General features: G+C 46.0%; 30 protein-coding genes. 6 read left to right on the top strand and 24 right to left on the bottom strand.

Annotation, left to right across the window (positions count from 1 at the left end):
- Positions 1-11: 11 nt before the first annotated feature.
- The 5 genes from LCM00_RS10775 to LCM00_RS10755 all read right to left on the bottom strand — a co-directional run bounded on the left by LCM00_RS10775 (position 12) and on the right by LCM00_RS10755 (position 4632).
- Positions 12-785, bottom strand: coding sequence for a CAP domain-containing protein (locus LCM00_RS10775; RefSeq protein ID WP_224901397.1), 774 nt, complete (start codon positions 783-785; stop codon positions 12-14).
- A gap of 402 nt (positions 786-1187) precedes the next feature.
- Complete coding sequence (locus tag LCM00_RS10770) at positions 1188-2579, bottom strand: sensor histidine kinase (protein WP_224901394.1); 1392 nt, start codon at positions 2577-2579, stop codon at positions 1188-1190.
- Positions 2576-3259, bottom strand: a complete 684-nt coding sequence (locus LCM00_RS10765; protein ID WP_224901393.1) for a response regulator transcription factor — start codon at positions 3257-3259, stop codon at positions 2576-2578. Before LCM00_RS10765 ends, LCM00_RS10770 begins: the two co-directional genes overlap by 4 nt.
- On the bottom strand, positions 3256-4239 hold the full coding sequence (locus tag LCM00_RS10760; RefSeq protein WP_224901392.1) for a YncE family protein: 984 nt from the start codon (positions 4237-4239) through the stop codon (positions 3256-3258). The genes LCM00_RS10765 and LCM00_RS10760 overlap by 4 nt, the downstream gene beginning before the upstream one ends.
- Positions 4240-4362: 123 nt before the next feature.
- Positions 4363-4632, bottom strand: a complete 270-nt coding sequence (locus tag LCM00_RS10755; RefSeq protein WP_224901391.1) for a hypothetical protein — start codon at positions 4630-4632, stop codon at positions 4363-4365.
- A 131-nt stretch (positions 4633-4763) separates the two neighbouring features.
- Between LCM00_RS10755 and LCM00_RS10750 the strand changes: the two genes are divergently transcribed.
- Positions 4764-5006, top strand: a complete 243-nt coding sequence (locus LCM00_RS10750) for a DNA alkylation repair protein (RefSeq protein WP_224901389.1) — start codon at positions 4764-4766, stop codon at positions 5004-5006.
- A 70-nt stretch (positions 5007-5076) separates the two neighbouring features.
- Here LCM00_RS10750 and LCM00_RS10745 read toward each other — a convergent pair whose 3' ends face one another.
- The 8 genes from LCM00_RS10745 to deoD form a co-directional block, all read right to left on the bottom strand.
- A complete protein-coding gene (locus LCM00_RS10745; RefSeq protein WP_224901387.1) occupies positions 5077-5910 on the bottom strand; it encodes a hypothetical protein in 834 nt (277 codons plus the stop codon).
- Positions 5911-6056: 146 nt separating this feature from the next.
- Positions 6057-6458, bottom strand: coding sequence for a MarR family winged helix-turn-helix transcriptional regulator (locus LCM00_RS10740; protein WP_224901385.1), 402 nt, complete (start codon positions 6456-6458; stop codon positions 6057-6059).
- Between the two features lie 56 nt (positions 6459-6514).
- Positions 6515-7426 (bottom strand): CobW family GTP-binding protein, encoded by a 912-nt coding sequence (locus LCM00_RS10735; protein WP_224901383.1) that lies wholly within the window; start codon positions 7424-7426, stop codon positions 6515-6517.
- A gap of 169 nt (positions 7427-7595) precedes the next feature.
- Positions 7596-8498 carry an LCP family protein gene (locus LCM00_RS10730; protein ID WP_224901381.1) on the bottom strand — a complete coding sequence of 301 codons (903 nt, stop codon included), beginning with the start codon at positions 8496-8498 and terminating at the stop codon, positions 7596-7598.
- A 148-nt stretch (positions 8499-8646) separates the two neighbouring features.
- Positions 8647-10050, bottom strand: coding sequence for a lmo1851 family serine protease (locus LCM00_RS10725; RefSeq protein ID WP_224901509.1), 1404 nt, complete (start codon positions 10048-10050; stop codon positions 8647-8649).
- 246 nt (positions 10051-10296) lie between these two features.
- Positions 10297-10503 carry a heavy-metal-associated domain-containing protein gene (locus tag LCM00_RS10720; protein ID WP_224901378.1) on the bottom strand — a complete coding sequence of 69 codons (207 nt, stop codon included), beginning with the start codon at positions 10501-10503 and terminating at the stop codon, positions 10297-10299.
- A 75-nt stretch (positions 10504-10578) separates the two neighbouring features.
- Complete coding sequence (locus LCM00_RS10715) at positions 10579-11433, bottom strand: M15 family metallopeptidase (RefSeq protein ID WP_224901375.1); 855 nt, start codon at positions 11431-11433, stop codon at positions 10579-10581.
- Positions 11434-11578: 145 nt separating this feature from the next.
- Positions 11579-12280, bottom strand: coding sequence for a purine-nucleoside phosphorylase (gene deoD, locus LCM00_RS10710; RefSeq protein WP_224901372.1), 702 nt, complete (start codon positions 12278-12280; stop codon positions 11579-11581).
- A 157-nt stretch (positions 12281-12437) separates the two neighbouring features.
- Here deoD and LCM00_RS24640 point away from each other — a divergent pair, with 157 nt between their 5' ends.
- Together LCM00_RS24640 and LCM00_RS24635 are read left to right on the top strand one after the other, a co-directional pair.
- Positions 12438-12566, top strand: a complete 129-nt coding sequence (locus LCM00_RS24640) for a hypothetical protein (RefSeq protein WP_263623324.1) — start codon at positions 12438-12440, stop codon at positions 12564-12566.
- A gap of 32 nt (positions 12567-12598) precedes the next feature.
- Complete coding sequence (locus LCM00_RS24635; protein ID WP_257991558.1) at positions 12599-12724, top strand: hypothetical protein; 126 nt, start codon at positions 12599-12601, stop codon at positions 12722-12724.
- A gap of 45 nt (positions 12725-12769) precedes the next feature.
- Here LCM00_RS24635 and LCM00_RS10705 read toward each other — a convergent pair whose 3' ends face one another.
- Positions 12770-13084 carry a YodL domain-containing protein gene (locus LCM00_RS10705; protein ID WP_224901367.1) on the bottom strand — a complete coding sequence of 105 codons (315 nt, stop codon included), beginning with the start codon at positions 13082-13084 and terminating at the stop codon, positions 12770-12772.
- Positions 13085-13304: 220 nt separating this feature from the next.
- On the opposite strand from LCM00_RS10705, the gene LCM00_RS10700 reads away from it, so the two are divergent.
- Positions 13305-14303, top strand: coding sequence for a glycerophosphodiester phosphodiesterase (locus LCM00_RS10700; protein WP_224901364.1), 999 nt, complete (start codon positions 13305-13307; stop codon positions 14301-14303).
- A gap of 212 nt (positions 14304-14515) precedes the next feature.
- Here the strand turns inward: LCM00_RS10700 and LCM00_RS10695 are convergent, their stop codons facing one another.
- On the bottom strand, positions 14516-15286 hold the full coding sequence (locus LCM00_RS10695) for a sporulation protein (RefSeq protein ID WP_224901361.1): 771 nt from the start codon (positions 15284-15286) through the stop codon (positions 14516-14518).
- A 153-nt stretch (positions 15287-15439) separates the two neighbouring features.
- On the opposite strand from LCM00_RS10695, the gene LCM00_RS10690 reads away from it, so the two are divergent.
- Positions 15440-16573 carry a DUF2515 domain-containing protein gene (locus LCM00_RS10690; RefSeq protein WP_224901358.1) on the top strand — a complete coding sequence of 378 codons (1134 nt, stop codon included), beginning with the start codon at positions 15440-15442 and terminating at the stop codon, positions 16571-16573.
- Between the two features lie 73 nt (positions 16574-16646).
- On the opposite strand, the gene LCM00_RS10685 is transcribed toward LCM00_RS10690, so the two are convergent.
- Positions 16647-16817: a YozD family protein gene (locus LCM00_RS10685; protein ID WP_009795467.1), complete on the bottom strand. Its 171-nt coding sequence runs from the start codon at positions 16815-16817 to the stop codon at positions 16647-16649.
- A 143-nt stretch (positions 16818-16960) separates the two neighbouring features.
- Here LCM00_RS10685 and LCM00_RS10680 point away from each other — a divergent pair, with 143 nt between their 5' ends.
- The gene (locus tag LCM00_RS10680; protein WP_224901354.1) at positions 16961-17131 is read left to right on the top strand and encodes a hypothetical protein; all 171 of its coding nucleotides are present in this window, start codon (positions 16961-16963) and stop codon (positions 17129-17131) included.
- Here the strand turns inward: LCM00_RS10680 and LCM00_RS10675 are convergent.
- From LCM00_RS10675 to LCM00_RS10640, 8 genes are all read right to left on the bottom strand, one after another.
- Positions 17128-17823 (bottom strand): hypothetical protein, encoded by a 696-nt coding sequence (locus LCM00_RS10675; protein WP_224901351.1) that lies wholly within the window; start codon positions 17821-17823, stop codon positions 17128-17130. The genes LCM00_RS10680 and LCM00_RS10675 overlap by 4 nt on opposite strands.
- Before the next feature lie 166 nt (positions 17824-17989).
- Entirely contained in the window at positions 17990-18217 is a 228-nt protein-coding gene (locus tag LCM00_RS10670) for a YozE family protein (protein WP_224901348.1), read from the bottom strand.
- A 375-nt stretch (positions 18218-18592) separates the two neighbouring features.
- Positions 18593-18868: a YokU family protein gene (locus LCM00_RS10665; protein WP_224901345.1), complete on the bottom strand. Its 276-nt coding sequence runs from the start codon at positions 18866-18868 to the stop codon at positions 18593-18595.
- Positions 18865-20280, bottom strand: a complete 1416-nt coding sequence (kamA, locus tag LCM00_RS10660; protein WP_224901342.1) for a lysine 2,3-aminomutase — start codon at positions 20278-20280, stop codon at positions 18865-18867. Before kamA ends, LCM00_RS10665 begins: the two co-directional genes overlap by 4 nt.
- A gap of 128 nt (positions 20281-20408) precedes the next feature.
- Positions 20409-21791, bottom strand: coding sequence for a sigma-54 interaction domain-containing protein (locus LCM00_RS10655; protein WP_224901339.1), 1383 nt, complete (start codon positions 21789-21791; stop codon positions 20409-20411).
- Between the two features lie 52 nt (positions 21792-21843).
- Positions 21844-22710, bottom strand: coding sequence for a putative beta-lysine N-acetyltransferase (gene ablB / locus LCM00_RS10650; RefSeq protein ID WP_224901337.1), 867 nt, complete (start codon positions 22708-22710; stop codon positions 21844-21846).
- 77 nt (positions 22711-22787) lie between these two features.
- On the bottom strand, positions 22788-24209 hold the full coding sequence (locus LCM00_RS10645; RefSeq protein ID WP_224901334.1) for an aldehyde dehydrogenase family protein: 1422 nt from the start codon (positions 24207-24209) through the stop codon (positions 22788-22790).
- A 101-nt stretch (positions 24210-24310) separates the two neighbouring features.
- The gene (locus LCM00_RS10640; protein ID WP_224901331.1) at positions 24311-25570 is read right to left on the bottom strand and encodes a peptidase; all 1260 of its coding nucleotides are present in this window, start codon (positions 25568-25570) and stop codon (positions 24311-24313) included.
- Between the last annotated feature and the right edge of the window lie 8 nt (positions 25571-25578).

The following is a 25578-nucleotide window of genomic DNA, read 5'->3' as shown; positions in this document are numbered from 1 at the left end:
TGAATACTATATTATTTTCCGATGAACTGTTGAGTCCAATAGTTTCCTTCTGCCACATGTCCTACACCGATGTGTGTGAAGCTGGCGTTCAGGATATTTTTACGGTGCCCTTCACTGTTCATCCAAGCTTTTACCACTTCTTCAGGTGAACGCTGGCCCATTGCAATGTTCTCACCGGCTGTTCTGTAAGAGATGCCGAATTTTTTCATCATATCAAACGGAGAACCGTATGTTGGGCTGTTGTGGTCAAAATAACCGTTTGTCTTCATGTCATTTGACTTTTCACGTGCAACCTTGCTTAGTTCTGTATCAAGCTTAAGGGCAGGTACGCCATTTTTTGCGCGTTCCTGGTTAGTCAGTTCGAATACCTTTTGCTCAAAGGCACTTACTTGTGATGCTGAAGGTGCAGCTTTAGGCTGTTCTGCTGGTGCAGGCTGTTTCGCTGGTGCAGGTGCAGGCGCTTCTTGCTTTGGCTGCTCTGCTTTAGCCGGTGCAGGAGTTTCCTGTTTTGGCTGTTCTGCTTTAGCCGGTGCAGGTGCTTCCTGTTTTGGCTGTTCTGCTTGTACCGGCTGTTTGTTTACCTGGACATTTTCCCAGCTGATATTGTATTGTTTCAGATATTTTTGAAGCAGGCTGTTAATCTGCTTGTTATTCAGGTTTCCAGAGTAATTTACTTTAACTTGCTGTGGAGTCGGGCAATTAGATGCTGCATCTGCTTTATTAAAGCCTGGTGATACAAGCAATGCTGCTGCCGCTGCTACTGAAAAGATTACTTTTTTATTCATGTATGAATCCTCCCTGATTATCGTAGTTTGTTTTTTGTTGCTCTCTTGCTTGCAGTAATATCATAGCATACGATTTTTGTAATATTTGAGGGAGGATTTTACATATTAGCAGTTTGGAAGTGCACCAATTTGCTGCAGATTTTGACTTTGGTACTAATCTATCAGAAAAAGCCTATTGTATCAGGATATCTAAGGTGGAGCGGCTGGAATATTATTGAATGGATAATAATTGGTAAAGTGGAAGTGAACCTGTCTTTTTTCCAAACATATGATAAAGACGTCTTATTGACACATTTTCAGGCAGCATCCTTTGTTTACGTTTATTACACAGCTATTACGAATATGAAAGAAATTCGTATATTAAAAAAAGAAAAAACCCGAATGTATTCCGGGTTTTCCATTTTAATCCTGAAGCACTGGCAGTTTTACGGTTACGGTTGTGCCTTCTCCCAGACTGCTCGCTATTGATAGGGTTCCATTATGCAGCTGGATGAGCCTTTCTGCTATGGCAAGGCCGAGTCCAGTCCCTCCGTCATCCCGGCTTCTGGCTTTATTGACCCGGTAGAATCTCTGCTTGATACTTTTGAGATCTTCCGCCGGAATTCCGACTCCTGTATCAATTATTGTAAGAACGCAGCCCCTATTGGAAGCTTTCAGGATAACTTCAATATAGCCTTTATCTGTATATCGGATGCTATTGTCCATAATATTCTGCACGATCTGCTCTATTCTTCCTTCATCACCCATTATAATGACGGCCGGATCAAGCTTTGTCCGCAGCTCTACTCTCTTTTCCTTCAAAGCCGGAGCGTACCGCACCAGGCTGTCTTCTATGACTTGTGCAAGGGGAAGAGGCATTCTGACCAGCTGGTACTCATCGGTGTCCAGCCTTGATAAATCAAGAAGGTCTCCGACAAGCCTTTCCATCCGGGCCGCTTCCCTATTGATAAGATGAAGATATTTATCATCTTTTTCCGCGATTCCTTGCAGGATGGCATCACTATAGCCCTTAATATAGCTGATAGGTGTCCTGAGTTCATGCGAAATATCAGCCAAAAAATCCTTCTTTCTTTCATCCTCCTTCTGGATGGAGGATGACATCTGATTGAATGCCCTGGCCAGGCGCCCAATTTCGTCTTCCGATCGAATCTGGACCCTGCTTGAATAATCTCCCGCAGATACTCTTTCTGCTGCATTTTTTATATCTGCAAGCGGATGTGTCAGCTTTCTGATCACTTTTGACCCGAAGATGAAGGCGGCTCCGAGAAACAGCAAAGCAGCCGCAATCCACCAGGAGGCAAAATCCTTTGTGACTTCAGAGATGTTTTCCACTGGGATATACAGGTACAGAATTCCTTCAAGCCGGTTTTCGTCAAGCAAAGGGATGATAACTCCCATGATCTTTCGGCCGAACCGCTCTTCATACCCGATTTTAAGGATATGATCCCCTTTTAGGAGCCGCTCTCTTTCTTCGGGGCCGATCAGTGTGTCATAATCAATCTCAAATGGGAGGCAGGCGCTCAGCTCCCTGGGATTGCTGACAGCAATGACTTCCGCATCCGATACCTGGTTATACCATTCCACTTTTTCTTTATACTGTTCGGTTATCGGGCCTGAACTATACTGCGAGGCCAGGCGCCCGCCTTCTTGCAGCAGCTCTTCCTCAATATGTGAGACATAAAGGTTTTCATAGAACAAATAGGAAAGAAAATAAGAGTACACGATGGTGATGACAATTGCGGCCATGATTGCCAGCCATATTTTCCTTCCCAGGCTGCCTGAGAAGTATTTCATTCCCTGGGCACCTCAAACTTATACCCGATTCCCCAGACCGTCTTTATATAATCTCCTGCACCAAGCTTCATTCTTAGTGTTTTAATGTGGGTATCTACCGTCCTTAAGCTTCCCAGATAATCCATTCCCCAAATTTGCTCTAAAAGCTGTTCCCTGCTCAGCGCATGGGACTGGTGGCCGATAAAAAACATCAGGAGTTCATATTCTTTTAGTGTCAACATAATATAGCTGCCTTCCACCTTCACGCTCCGCGCCTTTTTGTCGATCGTTATCTTTCCGGCAGCGGTTATATTTGAATCTGCTCCGCTGCTGCTGCCGCTTCTCCTTAGGACCGCATGAATGCGGGCAGTCAATTCCCCCGGGCTGAAAGGCTTGACGATATAATCATCTCCCCCGATCTGCAGCCCTTTTACCTTATCCCACTCTTCCCCTTTTGCAGATAAAAAAATGACGGGTACTTCATATTGGGCCCGCACCCTCTCACACACTGAGAATCCATCTTCATCAGGCATCATGATATCCAAAAGGATGAGGTCAGGAAGGTTATTTTGTATTTCTGCCAGTGTCTCTTTTCCTCCTGAGGCATAACGGCAGCTGAAGCCGGCATTTTCCAGATACATCCCGATGAGGTGGCGCATATTTTCTTCATCATCAACAATTAATATTTCTATGTCACTCATTTTTCAACATCCCCCCGGAGTATGATCTGGAATGGCCCTTCTCCTGTTTTGATTGTTTTTTTGACCTGAAGCGGTCCGGGATCAATCAGATGGACATCATTGCTGTCATACCCCGCTATGATCAAATACTGTCCGAAAGGAAGCATTTCAAAAGGATTGGCCCCAACCTGGATGCTCCCTGCGTCTTTACCGCCGCCATCCATCTTATAAAGTGTACTGGAGCCGTGGCTGAGGGCAAAAATAGATCCATCCAGCTCTGTAAAGCCTACCGGCATAGTTGGGGCAGGGATCGTTTTTGCCAGCCTGCCTGTATCCAGACTGTATATATGGATATCTTTCTCGGCTTCTGCCCCTTCTCCATGGCCGCCTATCCAAAGTTCTCCCTCTTCCTCCCTGATCAGGGCCCCTGCTGCGGAAGGGTGGATCTTGAAGGATGATATTTTCCTGCCTTGATTTAAATCGATGACAGTCATCACTTCCTGCTTGAAGCTGGAGACAAATAGTCTCCCTTTTTCCTTTTCTTCGAGGATCGTCAAGGGATCGGCTTCAGTTTGGACTGCTCCTGTTTCTTTACCATTCAAATCAAAAAATCGGACTTCATCTTTTTCCTGGTCTGCAAAAGCAATTTCCTTCCTGCTTTCAAGGAGCCTGGCATTGACAATCCCGGTACCTGCGGACCATTCACCAATCTTAGTCCCTTTTTCCAGCGAATATAGATCAATGGTTTCCAGCTGTTTGCCGTATAATAACAAGGAATCTCCATCAGAAAGGATCAGGCCGCCCGTATAGGGCTTCTGTAAATTCCATGTCGCCAATTCATCCAAAATATCCAAATCGATGAAGGTCAGAGACATATCTTTAATGTTGACGGTTGCCGCAACCCTTTTGTCCTTTGCAATTGGCGGATATTGTTCAGAACTGCAGGCTGCCAGCACCAGCAGCAGCCATGCATATACCAGCGTAAGTGCAATTGCCCTCATGAGTGTTCCCCTTTTCTGCTATGTATAGGAAGATTATATCCTTGTACTGTGAAATATTTGTGAAAAGTTATTGATCATATATTTAGGTCACTCTCTAATACAGGGCACATGCCGTGAGAACGCTCAGGATCTGATCTGCTCATAAAGCTGACAATGCATTTCTATCAGGAAAAGCTTATCCTCTTGAGGTATGTCCGATTCTGTTATCCTCTTAACAGCCAGGTAGAACTTTTCCGCCTCCCTCTTTCTGGCACGGGGATGGGCATTTTCATCCTTCAGCTCCCTTCGGATAGCTTCCTTGAGGGTATCCTCAGGTGAATCGGCACCTTCAAGCCTGCGGTTGTTCCAAAGCTGCCTGTACTGGTCAAGCAAATAACCATAATCAGTGTTCATCTTCTATCTCTCCTTGCCTGCGTCTATCAATCCATTCTAGTATACCCCTACTATATATGCATAAAGAAGAGTGGAATGGCAAAAAATACGTTCACCGGCAAAACTATAAGAAGTATGAAAGGAGAATGTTAATGGGGACACCTTACCGCTGCCCGAACTGCAAAACTAATCGCAGCAGGTTCAATATCATCCGGCAGGTAGCACAGCCAGTAAAACTCGATCCCGGCTCCGGGAGTATTGTGGAAGAATATGCTGAAGAGCAGCTGAGCCCTTTCCATATGGCTTATAAAGGACCAGAGGTCAGAGTGCAGTGCGCAGCCTGCGGGCTGGTGGAGGATGAGAAAACGTTTGTAAAGTTTGGGGAGATGAAATAAAAATGGGGGGGATGCCAATAGCATTCCCTTTATACTTTTTACAGCCCTTTACAGGAAAAGAGAAAACCGCTTACCTTTCGAGTAGGCGGTTTTCTTCCAGGAATTTTTGCGCGTTTACTTTCCAGCCGTCGAAAGCTGACATTTTTACCATTTCGATTTTTCCTTTGTAATGCCTTTTCCCTTCATTTTTAATATACCAGTCAACTTCAACGGAAACTTCCAGAAGCTGAGTCTGCTTTTCCTCCATGCTATATCCGCCGGAAGCACTTTCAAGCTGAACATTTTCAATGACAGGAAGGATTTTTTTCCATGGCAGCTTTTGCAAAGAAAGCATGCCCGCAATATCTTCGTCCTGCTGCTTCAGCCCAGCAATAAATGCTGAAGCTGTTTCCTCCGGTTCTGCACTTCCGATGTATGCATCCAGTTCGCCTGCTGACTTCAGAATCATTAATTTATGAGATAAGTCCATCTCATCCCTTCGATGCGTGGTGCTTCCGTTAAAATGGATGCAGAAATGGCCGGGAAAGTTATTGGCAAGTGCTCCAGCTCCATGGGGCATTCCATGCATGGAAGCCGCAATTCTCCATTTTTCTGACTTTACAATAATGGCTCTCCTTCTCCAGCTCCACTTGCCATCATAAATTTCCTTCATCACAGCAGTATCCTTCGCCGTCAATGGCTGGACATCTGCATGGCGGCTTCCTGCCCTTCGCTGCACCTTGAACTCCCTTCCCGTTTCTACATCTTCAACCGTAAATGTGCTGTATCTGGGAAGCAGCTCATTGACTTCAGACCAATCCAGTAGTGCAGGCCTGCTGGATGCGTCAGCATAAAAAACGGGGCCCAGTAGAAGAAAACTGGCGAAGATAAGGGCTGCCGGATGTTTTAATAACTTCATTCTCATCACTCGATTTCTCTTTTGTTTGGTGGGTCATGCGGCCCTCAATGAAAAGTGTCCCACACAAGCCTTCTTTTATTCACCGGCATCCTGACTGGGTAAAGTGAGGCAAAAAAAAGAGCCTGCAGACGCTGCACAGGCTCTTTAAATAATTACATAAGTTTTTGAAACAGCTTTACCAGCTGATCCAGCTCTTCTTCAGTAAATGAACGGAATTTTGCCTGCAAATAGGCAGATTTTTTCTCCTCCAGTTTTTCAACAAGTTTGCTGCCGGTTTCTGTCAGCACCAGTTCCACTACTCTGCGGTCGTTTTCAGAACGGCTTCTCGTCATATAGCCTTTCCTGACAAGAGAGTCAGTTACACTCGTAATGTGGCTTGCCGATACATTCAGCTCTTTAGAAATGGCAGAAGCCATCTTAGGTCCGTCTGCTATTAGTTTCAGCACAGTGAATTCATTGCTGGTGACTTCATCGCCCATCAGCTTATTCACTTCCTGCCTTAAAGTCCGAAAAACAGTCCGGAATGCTCTTTCCAGTTCTGCTGCTTGTTTCAAAGAAAATCGTCCTTTCCCTATATGGGCTAAATGATCTTTCGATTATATTATATCATTCACTCCATATCCTTTAATTTCCCGCTGACCTGCTCCCAGTCTATATTTTCGCCGATAAACACCATGTTTAGGGGCATATTCATATATTCCTTCATATATAAAGGCATTCCATAGGAAAATTGGAACAGGAAAGGATAACCTTCAGCCGAAAATTTAATATATCCCTTTATCCTAAAGACTGAATCAGGAAGCTCCCTCAAAAAAGACTCAAATGCTTCCTGGCTGACTGGACCCTTAAAAGTATGGACATAGGACCCAAGGTTCAGGTCCTTGAGGGAGGTTTTTTCAGCCCCAGTCTTCCGATTCGTCTTAAGACCCCTTACCGTGTCGGCGGAGACCTTGGAGTAGGTGGTGAGAATAGGCACAGCATGCTGGTTTATAGACTGGATTTCCATTACTGCAGAGGCCTGTTCTGAACTGGTCATTTCATCCGATTTATTCACCAGGATCAGGTCGGCATGCCGCACCTGCTCTATGAGCAGCTGCTGAACTTGCGGGCTCAGCGACTTGCGGGTAAGCCATCTCATCCCATCAATCGCAGTCATGATGCCTTTCACCTGCAGTCTGTCTGCGAACAGCGGCGACAGCACAGCATCAAGAACTTCCACAGGATGGGCAGCGCCGGTCGTTTCAATATAAATCACTTCAGGTTTCTCATCCAGGAGCAGCGACTGAAGCTGAGATTCCAGTTTATCCTGAATGCTGCAGCAAATACATCCGCCAAGCAGTTCTTTCAATGGGACCTCCCCATCGACGGCTTCCGAATCAATGGATACCTTCCCAAGCTCATTCATCATGACCGCTGTCTTCCGGCCATCCTTCTTTTCCTGCATAAGCAGCCTTTTCAGCAAAGTGGTCTTTCCGCTTCCAAGGAATCCCGATAATATATAAACTTCTGTTTTATTTACCATTTCAGCATGTTCACTTCCTGACAAAATTGGTTAACGCTCCAATCATATGTTACCTAAACTTTGCCTTGTTTGAAAGCAAAAAAGCTGTAAAAGCATTTTTAGCTTATAGATTACACCGGCTCATAGGAAAAGCAGTGCAAGGACATGGCTGCACTTTTATCTTGCATCTTTATTGTTTTTCTCCAATAAACTCCTTTATCGCCTCTTTATTTTCTTCAAAATCAATTTCAAGCACTGCTCCAGCTTCCTCGACAAGTTTATTTTCATAACTGTCACTGACTGGAATTCTCAATGTCTGAACGTTCTCAGCGGAATTGAGCAGATAGGATACGGCCAATGGGATTGCTTCTTCGGCATCCATATCGGTTTCTATATACTTTGCTGCCTCAAGGACAACCGCCGGGAAGTCCAGGACTCCCTCTATATTACTGAACCTTTCAGAAAGCTTGTTTTTGAGGGCAGCTAAGACCTCCTGCTGCCGTTCAACCCGTCCAAAATCACTTTCTCCGTCATGCCTGAAGCGGACATATGACAAAAGCTCTTCTCCATAAAGGGTCTGCTTTCCAGGCTGCATATCCAGCTTCATATCCTCTATCATTTCCTTTGAAACTTCAAGCTCCAGTCCTTCAGGAGCGATCAGATCTGCTGCAGCGATGAAGCCCTTAAAGTCTATGATGGCAGTATAGTCAACTTTCAGCCCGAAATTCGCTTCAACCGTCTCTTTAAGCAATTCTTTCCCTCCTTCATAATAGGCATGATTAAGTTTAGTGCGCCTGCCGGTTCCGGGGATTTCCACATAGCTGTCCCTCATCAAAGAAATCAGCTTGATTTCCTTCTCTTTTGGCATATAGCTTGCTGCCATGATTGCATCAGACCTTGAGTGAGCTTCCCCCCTGCTGTCTATCCCTATCAGGAGGAATGTAGTGCCCTTTGCATCTTGTTTATAGGCAGTTTCTTCTTCTCCGCTAGTCCCCGGAATGCCAGGGGCTGCATCATCGGGTCCAGGGTCAAAAGGTAAAGAGCATGCAGTCAATGGGATGGTGAAGCATATGATAAACAATAGTTTTTTCATCACTGGCCTGCCTCCATTATTCGTTTACCATCATTTTCGGGCATCGGGGGGCATCCCTATACCTCCCGGCTAATATTTGTAAAATTCCGGCTCGTTTAAGCAGCATAAAAAGGACCGGCCAGCAGGCCGGTCCTTTTCAAATCATATATTACTGCATTTCTTTCTTAAGCACCTCTACTGCTTTTTGAATCTGTGTATCATTTTTTAGAAGCTTTTCTCTTAAGAGATCCATCATCTTTACAGTGGTATCTCCTGTAATTACACCAGTCTGCTCAAGTTTATGGGCTTTCTGCAGCTGGATGACTGCCTGCTTTGTTTTTTCATCAAAGAATCCGTCTGTCCTGCCCGGTTCAAAGCCAAGTGCCTTGAGCATTTCCTGTGCAGCCTTTACTTCAGCGGATGAAGAAGATACCTTCAGCTCGCTCTCAGGATTGATGAATGGAAGTGATGCATAAGAAGGAAGCTCTGCTTTATAATCAGGCTCGATTCCTTTTTCGTGAATCCAGTTCGCATCGGGTGTCAGCCATTTCTCCGTTGTGAATTTCATATTGGATCCATCCGTGAAATCTTCGGCACGCTGTACTGTGCCTTTTCCGAATGACTTCTCACCAACAAGCGGAACTCCTGCAGACTCATGCACAGCTGCTGCCAATATTTCCGAAGCGCTCGCACTGCCTTTGTCGATTACCACAACCAGCGGGATGTCGGGACTGCCTTCAGAATTGGATTTTACCACTTCACGATTGCCTTCCCTGTCTTCGATCTGGAATAATATTTCCCCTTCCGGCACAAACAGGCTGGAAATACTGATCGCCTGGTTCAGCAATCCGCCCGGATTCTGCCTTAAGTCGAGGACAAGACCTTTCATTCCCTGCTTCTGCAGATCGTTCAATACATCAATAAGTTCTTTTGATGTGTTCTCAGAGAAAGTGGTGATCTGGACTTTTGCTATTCCGTCCTCCATCATTTCACCATAAACGGTCTCGAGCGGGATTGTATCCCTGGTGATGCTTATTTTTGTTGCTTCATCTGCGCCTGCGCGCTGGATTTCAAGCTCCACCTTGGTACCTTTCTTGCCGCGTATCAGTGTTACTGCTTCTGTAGAGCTTTTGCCCTGAAGGCTCTTTCCATCCACAGAAAGGACTTTGTCATTCGGCTTCAAGCCTGCCTTTTCTGCAGGGGAGCCTTTAAGCGGAGAAACAATGATGATCTGTCCGTTTTGCTCCTGAATCTCTGCACCTATACCTTCAAATGAAGAAGAGATGCTCTGATGGAAGCTTGCTGCTTCTTCTTCATTCATATAGTCTGAATAAGGGTCTCCCAGGGACTCTACCATTCCGTTGATAGCCCCGTTAATGAGTGTATCCTGCTCCACATCCTTATAGTAGCTGCCTTTCAATGTATCATAAGCAGAATAAAGCTTATCAAATTCGTTTCGTTCGTTGCCGATACTGACAGCTTTTTCATCCCCGAACGCCAGCGCGAAGGTTGTAATCCCCGCTGCCAGGAATACTATGAAAAAAAGCAGCATAACAAAATGAAACTTCTTCATCCGGATATATCCGGAATCAGGCTGCCTGTCAGAATTTTCCTGGTCTACATGATTATTATCCAAGCTGTTCACCACTTTCGTCTCCATAAAGAAGTCCTTAGACCCTTAAAAATTAGAATAACATTTTATAGTGTAAATTAACAAAAAATATGTACAAAAACGGAAAAAATTTATGAATAAAAAATGACATTTTTGGAATGGCCAATAAAAAGGGATGGCACGCTTTCCTGCCATCCCAAAAAACAATCAGGCAATACCATACCCCTCATTTTCAATTGCTTCCTTGATCATGGATTCCGATGTCTGCTCAGGATTATAATCGACCTCTACGGTTTTCCCCTGAAGTGCTATTGACACCCCGGCAACTCCGTCAAGCGAAAGGAGGGCATTTTTGATGGATTCTTCACAATGATCGCATATCATTTCAGGTACAGTCATGGTTGTTTTATTCATTATTTTCTTCCTCCCTCTGTCTGTTCTGCAGTCTACTATTCCCCAATCAGGGCAAGTAAAAACAGGGAGTGAAGATCATATTTTCTTCACAATGCTGAAGTATTCTTCAAGAGTCAGCTTTTTCGCATAAATCTCCCCGGCTGCCGGGCCGACATAGCGGAAATGCCATGGCTCATACTGATAGCCTGTAATATTTTCCTTGCCTTTCGGGTAACGCAGGATAAAGCCGAATTTATGGGCATTTTCAGCAAGCCATTTTCCTTCTGCAGTGTCACCGAATGCTTCAGAGAGTTCCAATTTAGCGCTTCTGCTGGATATATCCATCGCCAGGCCTGATTGGTGTTCGCTGCTGCCAGGCATGGCTACTGCCTGGACCGCCTTTTCCTCCCCGGCCCGCTGGATTTCAGCATCCAATATGACCGCCTGCCTATCATATGAACGGTAGCCGGATACGGCAAACAATTCAATCCCGGATTGCTTTGCTGCAGCAAACATCTTTTCCATATGGGCCGCAGCTTCCTTGCGGATATAGCTCTTTTCAATATCCTGTTCCCCGAATGAGAATGGAACGTTTGGCCGGACAAGATCTTCCGGAATGTAGCTGCCGGGCAGCATAAAATCTTTATTTACAAGCGCCATAATATTGGCAGGGTTTTGAATCACTTTCTTGCCTTCCGTTTCCGTTATCTGATTGAAAAAGGCTGCTTCCAAAACAGGGCCGTCCTGGACAGACTCTTCTTCCTTTTCAGCTGCAGCCTGTCCATCATCTGTTGACGTTGCTGCATTGCCGGTTTCTTTATTTTCATCTGAAGGGCTCTCTGCAGCCTGCCCTCCTTCAGGCCAAAAGGGAATCTTGCTTACAAAAGGCTCTATTCTGCTGCATCCCCCAAGGATAAAAACAGCTGCTGCCATGATCAATATTTTCTTCATTTCTTTCACCTGTCCTATTGGTGTACCATGTTAGTATTTCACAATATGTTTATCTTAACACTTTTTGCACTGCATTCGAAAGCATAGATAGTATTGATATCAGCAAAAAAAGAAGATGCCCGGCATGGGGCATCGTACTTAAGAATTATTTAATCGCAGCTTCCAGTGCAACCTCGATCATTTCGTTGAAAGTTGTCTGTCTTTCCTGTGAGGTAGTTTCTTCACCAGTAAGGATATGATCACTGACTGTGAGGACTGACAATGCCTTTCTGTCAAATTTTGCTGCAAGGGTATAGAGGGCAGCTGTCTCCATCTCAATTGCGAGGATTTGATATTTTGCCCATTTTTCCAGCTCAGAGTTGTCATTATAGAACATATCCGCTGTGAAAACATTTCCAACCTTTAGGTTCAGGCCTTTTTTCTCACCGGCATCATATGCTCTTTTTAAAAGGTCAAAGTCGGCGGTTGGAGCATAATCCACGCCCCCAAAGGTAAGGCGGTTCATCTGTGAATCAGTTGAAGCGCTCATAGCCAGGATGACATCCCTTACTTTTACATCCTTCTGGATGGCACCGCAAGTACCGACCCTGATCAGGTTTTGGACGTTATAGCTGTTCATCAGTTCGTTAATATAAATGGATATGGAAGGAACCCCCATTCCGGTTCCCTGGACAGAAATCTTTTTTCCTTTATAGGTTCCGGTATATCCAAACATGTTCCGGACCTCATTGTAGCATTCAGCACCTTCAAGGAATGTTTCTGCAATATATTTAGCACGCAAAGGGTCTCCTGGCAGGAGAACCGTCTCTGCAACCTGATTCTCTTCTGCACCGATATGTACACTCATCTTTTGTACCTCCAATGTTTTTCTGAAGCATGGCTTGCAACTGCTTTCACATCACACTATACCATATTTCCGCTGCTGCTGGAAAACCAAGTGATGCCAGCATGTTTTTTTCTGCCCCGGGCAACCTAATATTAGTTTTTCCTAAGGAGGGATAAACATGCCGCAAGAACCGATGAGCAAAAAGCTGAGACAGGCTGTCCAGCATGCGAATGAAACCAACCCATCTTCACGTTCCAATACTGAACCGCACACCTCCAAAACAATTCGGAGGAAGCATAAACAATAGTCCATGTAAAGATTCGAGGAGGAGAAGCGCCAATGGGAAAAAAACATCGCAACCGCATCAATTCACCAAAGAAAAACAATCATATCCCGCCTGAAGCTATCGTGGCTGAACATGAAGCACATGGCAAAGAGAATTCTGCCGAAAGGCGAAAAAAATAAAAAGGAAAAGCAGCAGGCGGCATTTACCTGCTGCTTTCCCTTTATCTATCTGATGTGCACCCGGTTCACTTGCGCCCAGCCGCCTGGTTTAAGCTGATAGTAGAACTGCCCCCTTCTCCCCTCATCAATAAAGATAATATCACCTGTTGACAGAAATCGTCCTCTGAAGTCAGCCGGCATGCGATCGGGAACATTGAAACTCCTGAAAGCATGATCAAGGCACTCCTCATGTGACGCACCCTTAATGGGCAGCCTGTACACCTGCTTATACCCTTTCTTTTGCCGAAACTCCGGCGTCTGGAAAATCGTCACGTCAAAATCCTTCTGCTTCAACATTGGCAATGATAATTCCTTCAGCATGAAGCAAGCCTCCTTTAGTAATTCCCTTTGCCAGATCCTCCCTTTTCAGCCAGCACCTCTATATCTTCTACTACAATTATTACATTTTCGTCCTGTCGATTCCTTCAAAGAATATTTTCTAATTTTATCGTTTTTCATAAAATTCTGTCGTATGTCATTTCCGGACATGCTTGCTTCCGCATATTATATATAAACCCAACCTACAGAAGGGGGAATGTATATGAGGGGCCTCAGTGCAACGAAAGCTGCCCTTTCAGGAAGAAACCGCTTCTGCTTCTCCCGATCCAGGATCTTTTCATTTATTATTCTCATTCATCTACTGGCGGTACGTGCCTTTGAACGGCTTTCCCGCAAAGAATTCCGCCTCTTGCCTTTTCGCATAAAAAACACTTTTGCAGGGTCCCTGCTTCTCGGCATCCTTGTATCCTTCCTGAGCTTTGCATTTCAGCCGCTGGGCCCTTTTCAGTCCATTGCCCACCGGGGCGCTGTCCAATTTGCTCCCGAGAATACGATGGCTGCCTTTGAAAAAGCCTATGAACTTGGTTTTGATTTTATTGAGCTGGATGTGTGGCTTAGCCGCGATCACCAGCCTGTGGTCATCCATGATGGAGATGTCGGCAGGACAACAGGAGGAGCCGGACTGGTAACAGAGCTGACCGCCAGCCGGCTGAAGGAGCTGGACGCAGGTTCCTGGTTCAGCGATCAGTATGAAGGAGAAAAAATCCCTCTGCTGAAAGATGTCGTAAAGCGTTTCGGGGGGAAAATCGGCCTTCTTATTGAAATGAAGGGGGCAGGAAGTGAAGCAAGCCTGGCAAAAGAGGTGGCTGTTTTGCTGAACCAAACACTCGAGGAGGGCATCAACCCTGAACTCCTGATGGTGCAGTCTTTTAATATCGCTGATATCAGGACATTCAGCGCCCTTTCTCCCAAAGTCAAGGCCGGAATCCTGGTCAGCAAGCCGCTCAATATGTTCCAGCTCGCCTCCTACAGAAGCTTTGCCGATTTCTTGTCTGTCCATCATGCATTCTTATCCAAATCCTTTGTCACCCAGGCAAAATCATTTGGGTACAAAGTAAATTCATGGACGGTCACGCAAAAACATCAATTTACAGCCATGCAGCGACTGGGAGTCAACGGAATCATATCAGACCTTTATCCAGACAGTTCCTTACAATACGCCAGCACTTTTGAACGGCTCTTTTCTTTTGTGGATCCATGAGTATAACTGAAGGTTTTACTGCATAAAAAAAACGATGGTTTTCCATCGTCAAATACAGTAGGAATATTGTTTTATTTGCCATCGTTTTTTGATGTTAATGGGGCTGTTGATTTCCGTTCCAGTCACTTCGCTTTCCGCGGGGCGGCGCTGCTTACTGCATTACGGAATTTCAGCTCTGATCCCTGAATTCTCTGTTTTCTCTGAGACCTTCTTCAGCAATACTGTGCTATGGTATTTTCCAATTTCTGTCTGATTCCGGCGAGATCATAATCTGAAACCCTCATCCTCACATTGGTTTCATCCATTTCCAGGGCCTCTGAAAGGAAGCCTCCGAGCCCCCGTGCTTTCCGGTCAACCTGCAGCATCAGCTCCATCTGGCCGCCGCCGGCAGGACGGAATACCAGTTCAAGCTCATCAAGCTTGCCCCTGAATGGCCCTGAAACCGGAACGAACTCAAACTCCTGTATGAAAGGAAGCCTGCCGCGCAGCCTGCGTGGCGCTTCTTCACATTCTGCTTCCCGGAGCCTGAAGCCAAGATAGGAAACTGCCTGGAATACACCGTCCATGAGCCTGTTCGGCTTAATGGATATATAATCTTTGTCGCCGGGATCTACCGCATTTTTAATGTCCAGGCCAGTTGAAATCCATACCTTCGTTCTTCCCAATGTCAGAGGTGCATCCTCAGAGATTTGAATAGAGAAAGGAATTTCCCGCGTTTCATTCGGCTGGATCGTCAGTGTCTCAGCAATCCTGTATTTATCAATCACACCTGCAGCTGTATATTTCTTATCATCTGACTCTCTAATATAAGTTGTATTCAGAGCCAGGTAAATCTGGTCGATTTTCTGCTCTGTCTTCCCTCCCCTGATTTCAATGACACCCTTGGCCATTTCACCCGGATAAAAGGAGTCCCGCTCCAATTTCGTATCAACAGAAGCAGAACCCACACCTACACTTGCCAGCACTTTATTAAAAAATGACATCCTGTTTCCCCCTATTTCAATTAGACTGCTGAAGCAGCATACATGAAGCCGAAAGTACTTTAATACATTTAATATAACGATATGCGTTCATTTCAGCCTGATGATTTTTAATACGTATGGATGATCATAAAGTTTCATATCCGGGGAGGCAAAATGAAATTATTTGCAGAATTTTATCCTGCATGGCTGAGAAGGATTTTGAATTACCGCATTGTGCCTGACATCCCAAAGAAAACCTTGCTTACCGAACGGGAGAAAGCCGGCATTGAACAGGCACTAATCAGCCAGGCTAAAATTAATACGCCGATTTATATATTGACAGAAAAAGAAAAGAAAATCGCAGCGGCTATTTCCGCTGAAACCGAAAAATATAACCGCAACAATAGCACGAGGACAGAAGCCTATCTATTATTTTACAAGCGCAACCCCGATCTCCACTGGGCCTTTCTTGCCCATATGGTATCTAGGAATGGCGGCTACTATATGACAGACCTAAAGAGTTTTTATCTGGACAATTTCCTCACGGAAGAAGACCAGGAGCGGTACTTTCTTTTTCTTGAGCGCTGCAATGCTTATATTTTCCAGGATGCATACCCGCAGCTCCTGCTGTTAGAATACAGCAGGGAAACGGGCGTTCCTCTGTTTCACCTGCTCCCAAAATTTCATGTATCATGCTGGATGGAGCCTTTTTGGAATCATTTTTATGAGCATGGCTCTTCTGCTGTGATTACAGCAGCCATGATCGTGAATGAGCAAAAAATGCTGGAAGACAGGGTCATCAGTGCTACAGGTGCCAGTGTACTGGATGATCTGCCATTCCTTCTTCAGGAAAAACTCGGTTTTACTACGGTTATATTCCCGCTGAAGAAAGCAAATACCTCTGCCTTGCTCGGTGTCCCTGTCATGGATTTCAAATCTCCCAATGCCCGCATAACCACAGGCAAATCCCTATACCAGATCCTTTTTTATAAAAAACACCACAGAAAGATAATAGAGTTCGCCATGGGAACCCCCCATACTGCTTCAAGGTCCGACTACTGGAGCAGCAGATATTCTGCCCGCAAAGAATCTGGAATGCTATACAGCCCTGCCCTGGAACAGGCATGGCGGGACAAAAAGCATTATTTCACCAGGAAAACAGACTGGTTCAAGAATGAGCAGGGCAGCTGCCTTTATCATATGGATATCTTGCCGGAAACCGAAGACTACGATATGACAGGGAAGCTTCTAAAGCAGCATGTCTTACTTTCAGCTGCAGAATCTATTGCCCATCAGATAATACCTTAACACTTCTGTTAATTGCGGCAATATAAAGAAAACTGGCGCTCTTTCCGGCGCCAGCTTTCATTCTTATTGTATTCTATTCTTCAATTTCCTCATCAATGATGCACTTATCCAGCAGATATTCGAAGGTTATATCCGCCAGATCCTCAAGCTCCATCTCCTCAGGAACGTATCCCCTTTTAACAAGCTCATGAAAGAAAAACTCTGCTATTTCCTCCGTATCTATAAAAACTTCGATTTCTCTCACAGCAACGCCCCCTTTTTCAGAATGTATGATGCTTTTCCTTCTTTCATGCACAATATGAGAAAACTTTTAATCTATCACTTGTAATCATATTTCCCCAGGACAAGCATACAATGTTATATCAGAAAAGTCGGGAGGCGGATTGCATGAATAGGCTCAGAACGTTTTTGGATGATGTAAAAGAGGATGTTAACCAGGATAACAGTATCATTATCAATCTCTTTGAAAAGGTTCTCTCTTCTATGTTCCTGATCCTTCTGGCAGGAGGACTTCCCTATCTTGCCTATTTATACCTGGCTTCGGGTTTGCAGGGCTAGGCATGCTTTTTTCCGTCGGCGCCAGTCAAGTGCTTAAGCTTCCGCACAATCACCTGCATGATATGCCTGTATTCATCGTCGCCGAACAGCTGGAACAGGATGCGGTAATCATTGTATATATCAAGCAGGCCATCAATCATCTGCTTTTTCTCTTTGCGGCTTTCCAGGAACTCTTTTTCCATCTGCTTCACAGAACCCTGCTGCTTCTTCAAATTGACAGGCTTCTGCTGCTTGTTGATTAGATAAAGAAGCCCCAGCTTCTGGATGAAGGTGTCGGCGCTTTCTGCATCCGCAAGGAGGGTCAATTCTTCTTCCCCGGCCTCCAGCCATTCGCCGTCATTGATTCTGGAAAGCTCATAAATGACATCCTCCCAGGCATCCTCCTTATAGCGCCAGATCTCAGTCCGGAACCCCACCACTTTAAACAGGTCTGATCCATAGCCCTTCACCTGCACCAGATCGCCGAACAAAAATTTATATTCAATATCTATATGTTCTTTCTCCATTATATTTCCTTCATACTCAGAAAGCATCTGGAGGCTGGATTCCATAAACAGGCCCTCGCTTTTATTCACTTCATAAACATGCATTCCGTCCAGCCATTTAACATCTGTTATTTTGCCGACTGTTCCATACATCGTGATCACGACTGTATCACCGATATTAAATCTTGGCTTTTTCTTCTTTTCCATATCCTCCATCCTCTCAATGATCGTCGTGAGTATTAATTACGATATCATATGCAGGAAGAAGATATTCGGTCCCATATTTGCCCATGCGCCATTTAGCTAAAAAAAGAAAAGAGGCCGCTGATTAAGCAGACCTCTAATGAATATGATGAAGCTTTCCGACTGCTTTTTATCTCTTCGTTTCTGAAACCAAATAAAGCTCCCAAGACTCATCAAAGATGGCCATGCTGTCGAGATAATGGCCATTCATTTCCAGGTAGCTGCTAAGTTCATCATAATCAAATGATGTTTTTGGGAAGCTGTGGTCTTCAAACGCGGAATTGGCAAAAGAACTGATGCTGTCCTTTGGCTCTGGATGGCGGTATTTCATCAGGAAATGATAAAAGGATTTAGACATGGTACTCCCTTTCTTCTCTGGTATAATAAGCGGCGGCAAAACAGCCGCACACTAAAATTCAATCATTATACCGTCTATAATAAAGGATGCCTGCCCGTTCGTCCACAAAAGAGAGCCTTCCTGAACCAGCAACAGAAAGGCTCTCTCCTCCCGAGAATAGCCGGCCTTGGAAGATGTGCAGGAGGATTGCTGTCTGCAGGCTGTTTTACAGGGACGTGGTATGTATAACTGCTGGGAGGAAACCAATGAAAGGCTGCTCACCTACTGCATCTCAGCAGCCTTTTTTTGGATTTTTACTGCTATGCCTTGAAAAGATGCAGCAGATTTCCATGCAAGTCAAAAAGGCCCATTCACGATGGGCCTTTTTGCTGTCTCTTAATCGAATTTGAAATAATTCCTCTTCAGGAGCTTCGGTTTAGCCATCAATTCTTCAAAGGTAAGTGTTTTTTCAATTCTTTTCGTATCTATTAAAAAGAGCTGGTCTTCGATCTGTTCAATCACCTTTTCTTCCTGATAAATCATTCCGCATCCAGTGCATACAATACAGGGTGTTTCTTGTATCTCAATCCCTTTTGTTCCATCCGGCAGTTCCCAGAAGACCGAAGTTGTCTGCCTTGCCGTTTCATCAGATGAGCACCAATCACAATTCATGATTGTTCCTCTCCCTTCTCCTGCTGTCCCCACTTCTTCATCTGCGCTTCAAATTTCTTATCTTTCAATTCATCGCGCTTTTCCCGTTTATCCTTGAGGGAATGGTGCCCCGGATCCTGCTGGTACTCTTCCCTGCGGTCCAGCCTTCTCAGGCCTTCAGGAACAAGGTTGAACTGTGAATCATTCATGAGTGCCGATATTCCTGTATTGCTTTTCTTCTGGTCCATATCAGGATAAATCCTTTTGAAATAGTCCTCTGCCCTGCCCGGGACATAATTCTCCGGCTCTGGATAAGAGGTTATGACTCCCTCAAAATTGCGGAGCACTGTCTTTTCAGCGCTTTGGGAGATCAAATAATTCGGCTGCAGCGCAATCTTCCCGCCGCCGCCAGGTGCATCGACGACAAAAGTAGGTACGGCGTAGCCTGATGTATGCCCCCTCAGACCTTCTATAATCTCCAGTCCTTTTGAAACAGGTGCCCTAAAATGGCCGATGCCTTCTGATAAATCGCACTGATAGATATAGTAAGGACGCACCCTGATCTTAACAAGGTCATGCATCAGTTTTTTCATGATCGGGACACTGTCATTGATGCCCGCCAGGATGACTGCCTGGTTGCCGACAGGCACTCCCGCATCGGCGAGCATTTCGCATGCCTTTTTAGCTTCTTCGGTAATTTCAATGCTCGTATTGAAGTGGGTGTTCAGCCAGATCGGATGGTATTTCTTTAAAATATTGCACAGGTTCTCTGTTATCCTTTGGGGAAAAACGACCGGGGCCCTGGTGCCGATCCTGATGATTTCAACATGATCGATTTCCCTCAGGTTTTTCAATATATATTCCAGGATTTTATCATTGATTAACAGTCCATCTCCTCCTGAGATGAGCACATCACGGACTTCAGGTGTGTTCCTGATATAAGCTATCGCATCGTCCAGCTGCTTTTTAGGGACGCCCATGCCGATCTGGCCGGAGAACCTTCTCCTTGTGCAATAGCGGCAGTACATGGAGCATTGATTGGTGACAAGGAACAGCACCCGGTCCGGATAGCGGTGCGTCAATCCGGGCACAGGCGAGTCTTCATCTTCATGGAGGGGGTCTTCAAGGTCATATTTCGTTTTGTGGATTTCCTGAGAAATCGGGACAGACTGCATCCTGACAGGACAGCGGGGATCATCAGGATTCATCAGGGATGCATAATATGGTGTAATATTCAATGGGATTGTTTTAGTTGAAATCTTTACGCCCTCTTCTTCCTCAGCTGTCAGATTAATGACTTTTTTCAAATCTTCCAGGTTTCTTATCGTATTGGTCAGCTGCCAAAGCCAGTCATTCCATTGCTCTTCTGTTACATCCTTCCAAAGCTCGATATCCTTCCAATGGCGGTCTGCTTTATATAAGTCCAGCTTCATTTTCAATTCCTCCCAGCTAATGGTAAAGTTTGCAGCTTCCTTATACTGTATTACATGCAATTTCCATGCCAATTGTTAATCCTTATGTACGCCTGCAGGAACGGAAGTAAAATAAAAAGAAATGCCGGTTATTCGGCATTTCCCAGTTGATGCTTGTGAAGCTTATATTGAAGTGTCTGCCTCGGGATGTTCAGGAGCCTGGCAGCCTGCAGGATGTTCCCGCCCGTCTCGGCAATTGCACCCTCAATGATTTCTTTTTCTGCTGCCTGCACACGATCTTTTAAGGAAGAACTCCCTGTCTTGCTTCCGTTTTTGGCACTCGCCTGTTTCAGCATGGCTGGCAGATCTTCTTCAGTTATCTCGCTGCCCTCAGAAACATTGACCATATACTCAATCGTATGCTTTAATTCCCTCACATTTCCCGGCCAGTGATAGCTTCTGAAGAACTTTGCAGCAGTACTGCCAATCTTTTTTACATGTTTCCCGAGCTTGCTGTTAAAGGACTCGAGGAAATGGCCCGCCAGAAGTTCGATATCCTCAGGCCTATTTCGGAGAGGAAATAATTCGAATGTGAACACATTGAGCCGGTAATAGAGGTCATGCCTCAGTATCCCCTCCTCCATGGCATCATGCGGGTGTTTATTCATGGCCGCGATGATTCTGACATTTGTGGCTATGTTTCTGGACCCGCCGACGCGCCTGACTGACCCGTCCTCAAGCACCCGCAAAAGCTTTGCCTGCAGCAGCGCAGGCATTGTATGAAGTTCATCGAGGAACAGCGTCCCCCCATCTGCCAGTTCAAACAGCCCGGGCCTTTCTACTGCTCCCGTATAACTTCCCTTCGCTGTACCGAAAAGAATTCCTTCAAGGAGGGTTTCTGGAATAGCAGCACAATTCTGCGCTATGAAAGGCTTCTCCCTTCTGGGTGATGCATGGTGGATTCCCTGGACAAACAGCTCCTTGCCGCACCCGCTTTCCCCAAATACGAGGATGGGAGAAGAAGAGTCAGCAAGCTTTAAAGCTTCCTTCTTCAGCTTCATAAAGCCCGCATTGCCAGTCAGCAGATCATCCAGCGTATAAACCGTGCTTCCTGCCGGGCGCGGCTTCCTTTCGCTAGGCATGCTTGCTTTCTGAAGATCCAGGAGCCTTTCGGACAATATCTTCAGCCGGGAATAGTCCTTTGCAATTTCCACAGCCCCTACAAGCTCTCCTTCCACAAAAATGGGAAGGGTGGTGTTCAGCGTTTCAATCCTTTTGCCATGCAGGTTGATATAGCTTTGGGACTGGTCGTATATCGGCTGTTTTGTTTTCATTACCTGGAGGAGGGTGCTTGACTTCAAGCTTAGTGATGGAAAGCTTTCAAGCAGCGGCTTTCCAAGCACCTCATCGACCCCCATAGCATCATGCAGAGCGGCAACTTCATTATAAAAAATAGTGATCCCGTTTATATCCACAGCATGGATGCCTTCGTCAATTCCCTTCAAAATGGCTGTAAGCACTTGTTCTTTCATACGTCCAACCCCCTTATTCAACTATATGAAAAGGTGCCGGAAAATTGTCAGTCTAGTGCCGGAATTTTGGCATCATGGCCAGATTTTTAACCCAGATGTTCATATCTTCAAGCTTATCAAAAATATAACAATTATTGGACAGCCTGCCCCTGTAGCTGTATCCGTGCTGATGAAGGGCTGCATTCATTCCATATGAAAGGCTTCTTGCAATGGAATACGCGCAAAAGATACCTTGGCGGATAAGCTCTTCCTCAAGCTTGGCTATCAGTATCTTCATTAATCCATGCTTCCGGAAGTCCGGCAGAGTAGCGCAGTCTGTCAATTCAGCATTTCTGTAGAAGGAATTGATTTCTGCAGATGCCGCACTTACAATCTTGCCTTCGTATTTCACTCCGAAAAATAAAGTGCCGCTTTCCATCGACTTTTCGATATATTGGGGGTCATCCATAGGTACGGGGTATACCTGGAATACCGCTTTGTACAGCTCGGCCAAAGACGGTGCATCTTCCGTCTGGAAGCGGACAAGCCTGAATGGCTTCTCAAGGCCGGAATAAATTCCGGTTCTTTCAAGCCTGCGGACCTTTTCTGCGACCTCATCCTCCTCAGCCCAGTTCGTATTGGTTCTCCTGCTGCTCTTATAATACTTGGACATGAAATAAGCATCAGAGCCTAAAAAATAACCGTCGATCTTGCCTTCTGCCTGGAAGCCGTTCTCCAGATAAAATTCGGCCTCCTCTGCCCTGGCTTTAACGATCATTTTTTCTGCCTGGATCTCTTCTCTTAAACCATAAGCAAAGGCAAGGGCATCCCCATGGTTTCCAAGGGTGTCATCCACCCTTATTCTTTTGTTATAAGGATCAATGAAAACTTCAAGAGAGAATGTCTCCTGCCTGATCATTCTTACTGATGACTTCTCCATATTCTTCCCCCCTTTAAATAAAGGGGTCACTCGTCCGAGCACCCCATTGCTTAATAACCGTCCCTTCTGCTGAAAGGTTATTCATATTTAATGCTGACAAGCTTAAGTTCTGTCATTTCCTCGACGGCATATTTGATGCCTTCCCGGCCGGTCCCGCTCAGTTTTACTCCGCCATATGGCATATGGTCAACACGGAAGGTTGGAAAATCATTGATCATGACGCCGCCCACTTCCAGCTCGCGTGCCGCCTTCAGCGCGGCATTGATATCCTTTGTGAAGATACCTGCCTGGAGTCCATATTGGGAATCATTTACAAAACCGATCGCTTCATCTATATCTGAGAAGCGGTTGATATGGACGACAGGGGCAAAAGCCTCTTCACAGGAGATTTTCTGATCTTTATCTACGTCAAGCAGAACTGTCGGCTGAAAAACAGAGCCTTCCCCGCTCCCTCCGAGAGCAAGTTTTGCTCCTCCGTCCACAGCGCTTTTCACCCAGGACTCCGCCCGGTCGGCATCCTCTTTTGAAATCATTGCAGAAACATCTGTCGTCTCATCCAGCGGGTCTCCTGCCTGGAGCTTGCCGGCTTCTTGGACAAACCTTTGAGAAAAATCTTCAAAAATGCCTTCATGCACATATATCCGCTGCACAGAGATGCAGACCTGGCCCTGAAAGGCAAAAGCCCCTGATACAATTCTCGGGACGGCTTTATCAAGATCGGTATCTTTATCCACAATGACGGCGGAGTTTGAGCCCAGCTCGAGGGTCACTTTTTTCAGCCCGGCGTTTTCCCTGATATAGGTGCCTACTTCAGGGCTTCCCGTAAAAGTGATCATCTTGATCCTTTTGTCAGAGAGGAAGCTGTCGCCGATTGTTTTTCCGCTGCCTGAAATAACATTGAGTGCACCGGCTGGCAGCCCGGCACGATGGAAAATATCAGCGATCTTATAGGCGCTCAGAGGCGTCTGGCTTGCCGGCTTCAGGACAACTGTATTGCCGGCCGCAATTGCCGGTCCGACCTTATGGGCAACGAGATTCATAGGGAAGTTGAAGGGCGTAATCGCTCCAATGACCCCGAGCGGCTCTTTTACCGTGTAGGCAAGACGCCCCTCGCCCCCAGGCGCTGCATCCATCGGGATGGTTTCACCATACAGCCTTCTGGCTTCCTGTGCTGCAAATGCATATGTCGTGATGGTCCTTTCCACCTCTGCACGTGCTGCTTTTAACGGCTTTGCTGCTTCCTGCGAAATGATCCTTGCACACTCCTCTTTTTCTTCCTTGAGGATTTGGACTGCATTCTCCAGAATCTCAGCCCTTTTATGCGCAGGCAATCCGGCCATCATTTTTGATGCTTTCTCTGCAGAAGCGATGGCTGCCTCGATTTCTTCGCTTCCAGCCGCTGCCACATCTGCCAGCTTCTCCTGATTATAAGGGCTTCTAAGCTCCCTGTATTCTCTTCCGGGTTCAAAACTGCCATTGATCCATAAATCCTGCTTCATATTTTTACCTCCTAAAGACAATGTAACTTAAGTATAAATTCTCGTGCCGAAAAATCCCATCAATCGGCTTTTCCTGCTGGCCATTGGAACCTTCACCGCCATCAGCCGCACCACTCTATGATGCTTTCGGCAATGATCTCTGCAGCCTTGAACATTTCGTCCAGGGAGATGGATTCATCCGCGTCGTGGGCTGCCTCCGTAGTTCCAGGGCCAAAAACGACAACAGGCGTCCCGCCGGCCTTTGAAAGGATGCCGCCGTCTGTCCCCCATGGAGATGCCTCTATCAGCGGCTTTTCTCCTGCGGCCTTTTCATAGCTTGCTGATATTATGTTCATGAGTGGATGGCCAATATCCAAATTCCCAGGCTGCCATCTCCCGCCAAACCACTCGACCTTGCAGGGATTTTCCCTGAACCACTCATCTTTTTCCGATAGGGAGCTTAATGCCGCTTCCAGCTCGTTTTCTGCCATTTTCATATTTTCTTCAGGAGCAACTCCGATCCTGCCTTCGATGACGGCGGTATCCGGGACAGAGGATGGCCACTCCCCGCTGGTGATTTTTCCGATGTTGATTGGAATCGGGATAGGTATACCTTTATATAAAGGATCTGTAATTCGTTCATTTCTCTTTTTTTCGAGCTCTTGGAGAGAAGCGATAACTGTGATGGCCTTTTCAATCGCACTGACACCCTCATAGCGGGTGCCGCCATGTGCAGCACGGCCTTTGACTTTAATCCTGAACCACATAGAGCCCTGCTGTTTTGGGAAGAGCTTCATATTTGTCGGTTCAGGGATAATCGCTCCGTCTGCTTTGTAGCCCCTGATTACAGCTGCAAGCGTTCCGGCCCCCCCGCTTTCCTCTTCTATGACACTCTGAAAAATGACATCTCCCTTCAATTTCTTCCCCGACGCTATCAAGGACTCAACCGCCAGCAGAAGGGATACTGTCCCGCCCTTCATGTCGGTCGCCCCCCTGCCATATAGCCTGCCGTCCTTTATATGTCCGCCAAAGGGGTCATATTTCCAATCATCCCTGCTGCCCTCAGGCACCACATCGATATGGCCATTCAAAATGATGCTTCTGCCGCCTCCGGTCCCCTTCCAGACCCCCACTACATTCGGGTTGCCGCTGAAGTCCCTTCTGTCAGAACAGAATAGGGGATGTGCAGGGAGCTCATCTTTGCCGATTTCCCATATATCCAGCTCAAGCCCCATTTCCCGGCACTTCTCGATGATTACAGCCTGGGCACCGGCCTCATTTCCCCTTGTGCTCGGTTCCTGGACAAGCCTTTGGAGAAGCCTGATTCCTTTGGACCGGTTTTTGTTCAGCCATTCTTTTACTCTTCCATCACTCTCACTCAATAAAACCG

Origin of the sequence: Bacillus infantis, from assembly GCF_020171945.1 — a bacterium.
Taxonomy (GTDB): domain Bacteria; phylum Bacillota; class Bacilli; order Bacillales; family Cytobacillaceae; genus Bacillus_AB; species Bacillus_AB infantis_A.
This window is presented reverse-complemented; position numbering and strand designations above follow the sequence as displayed.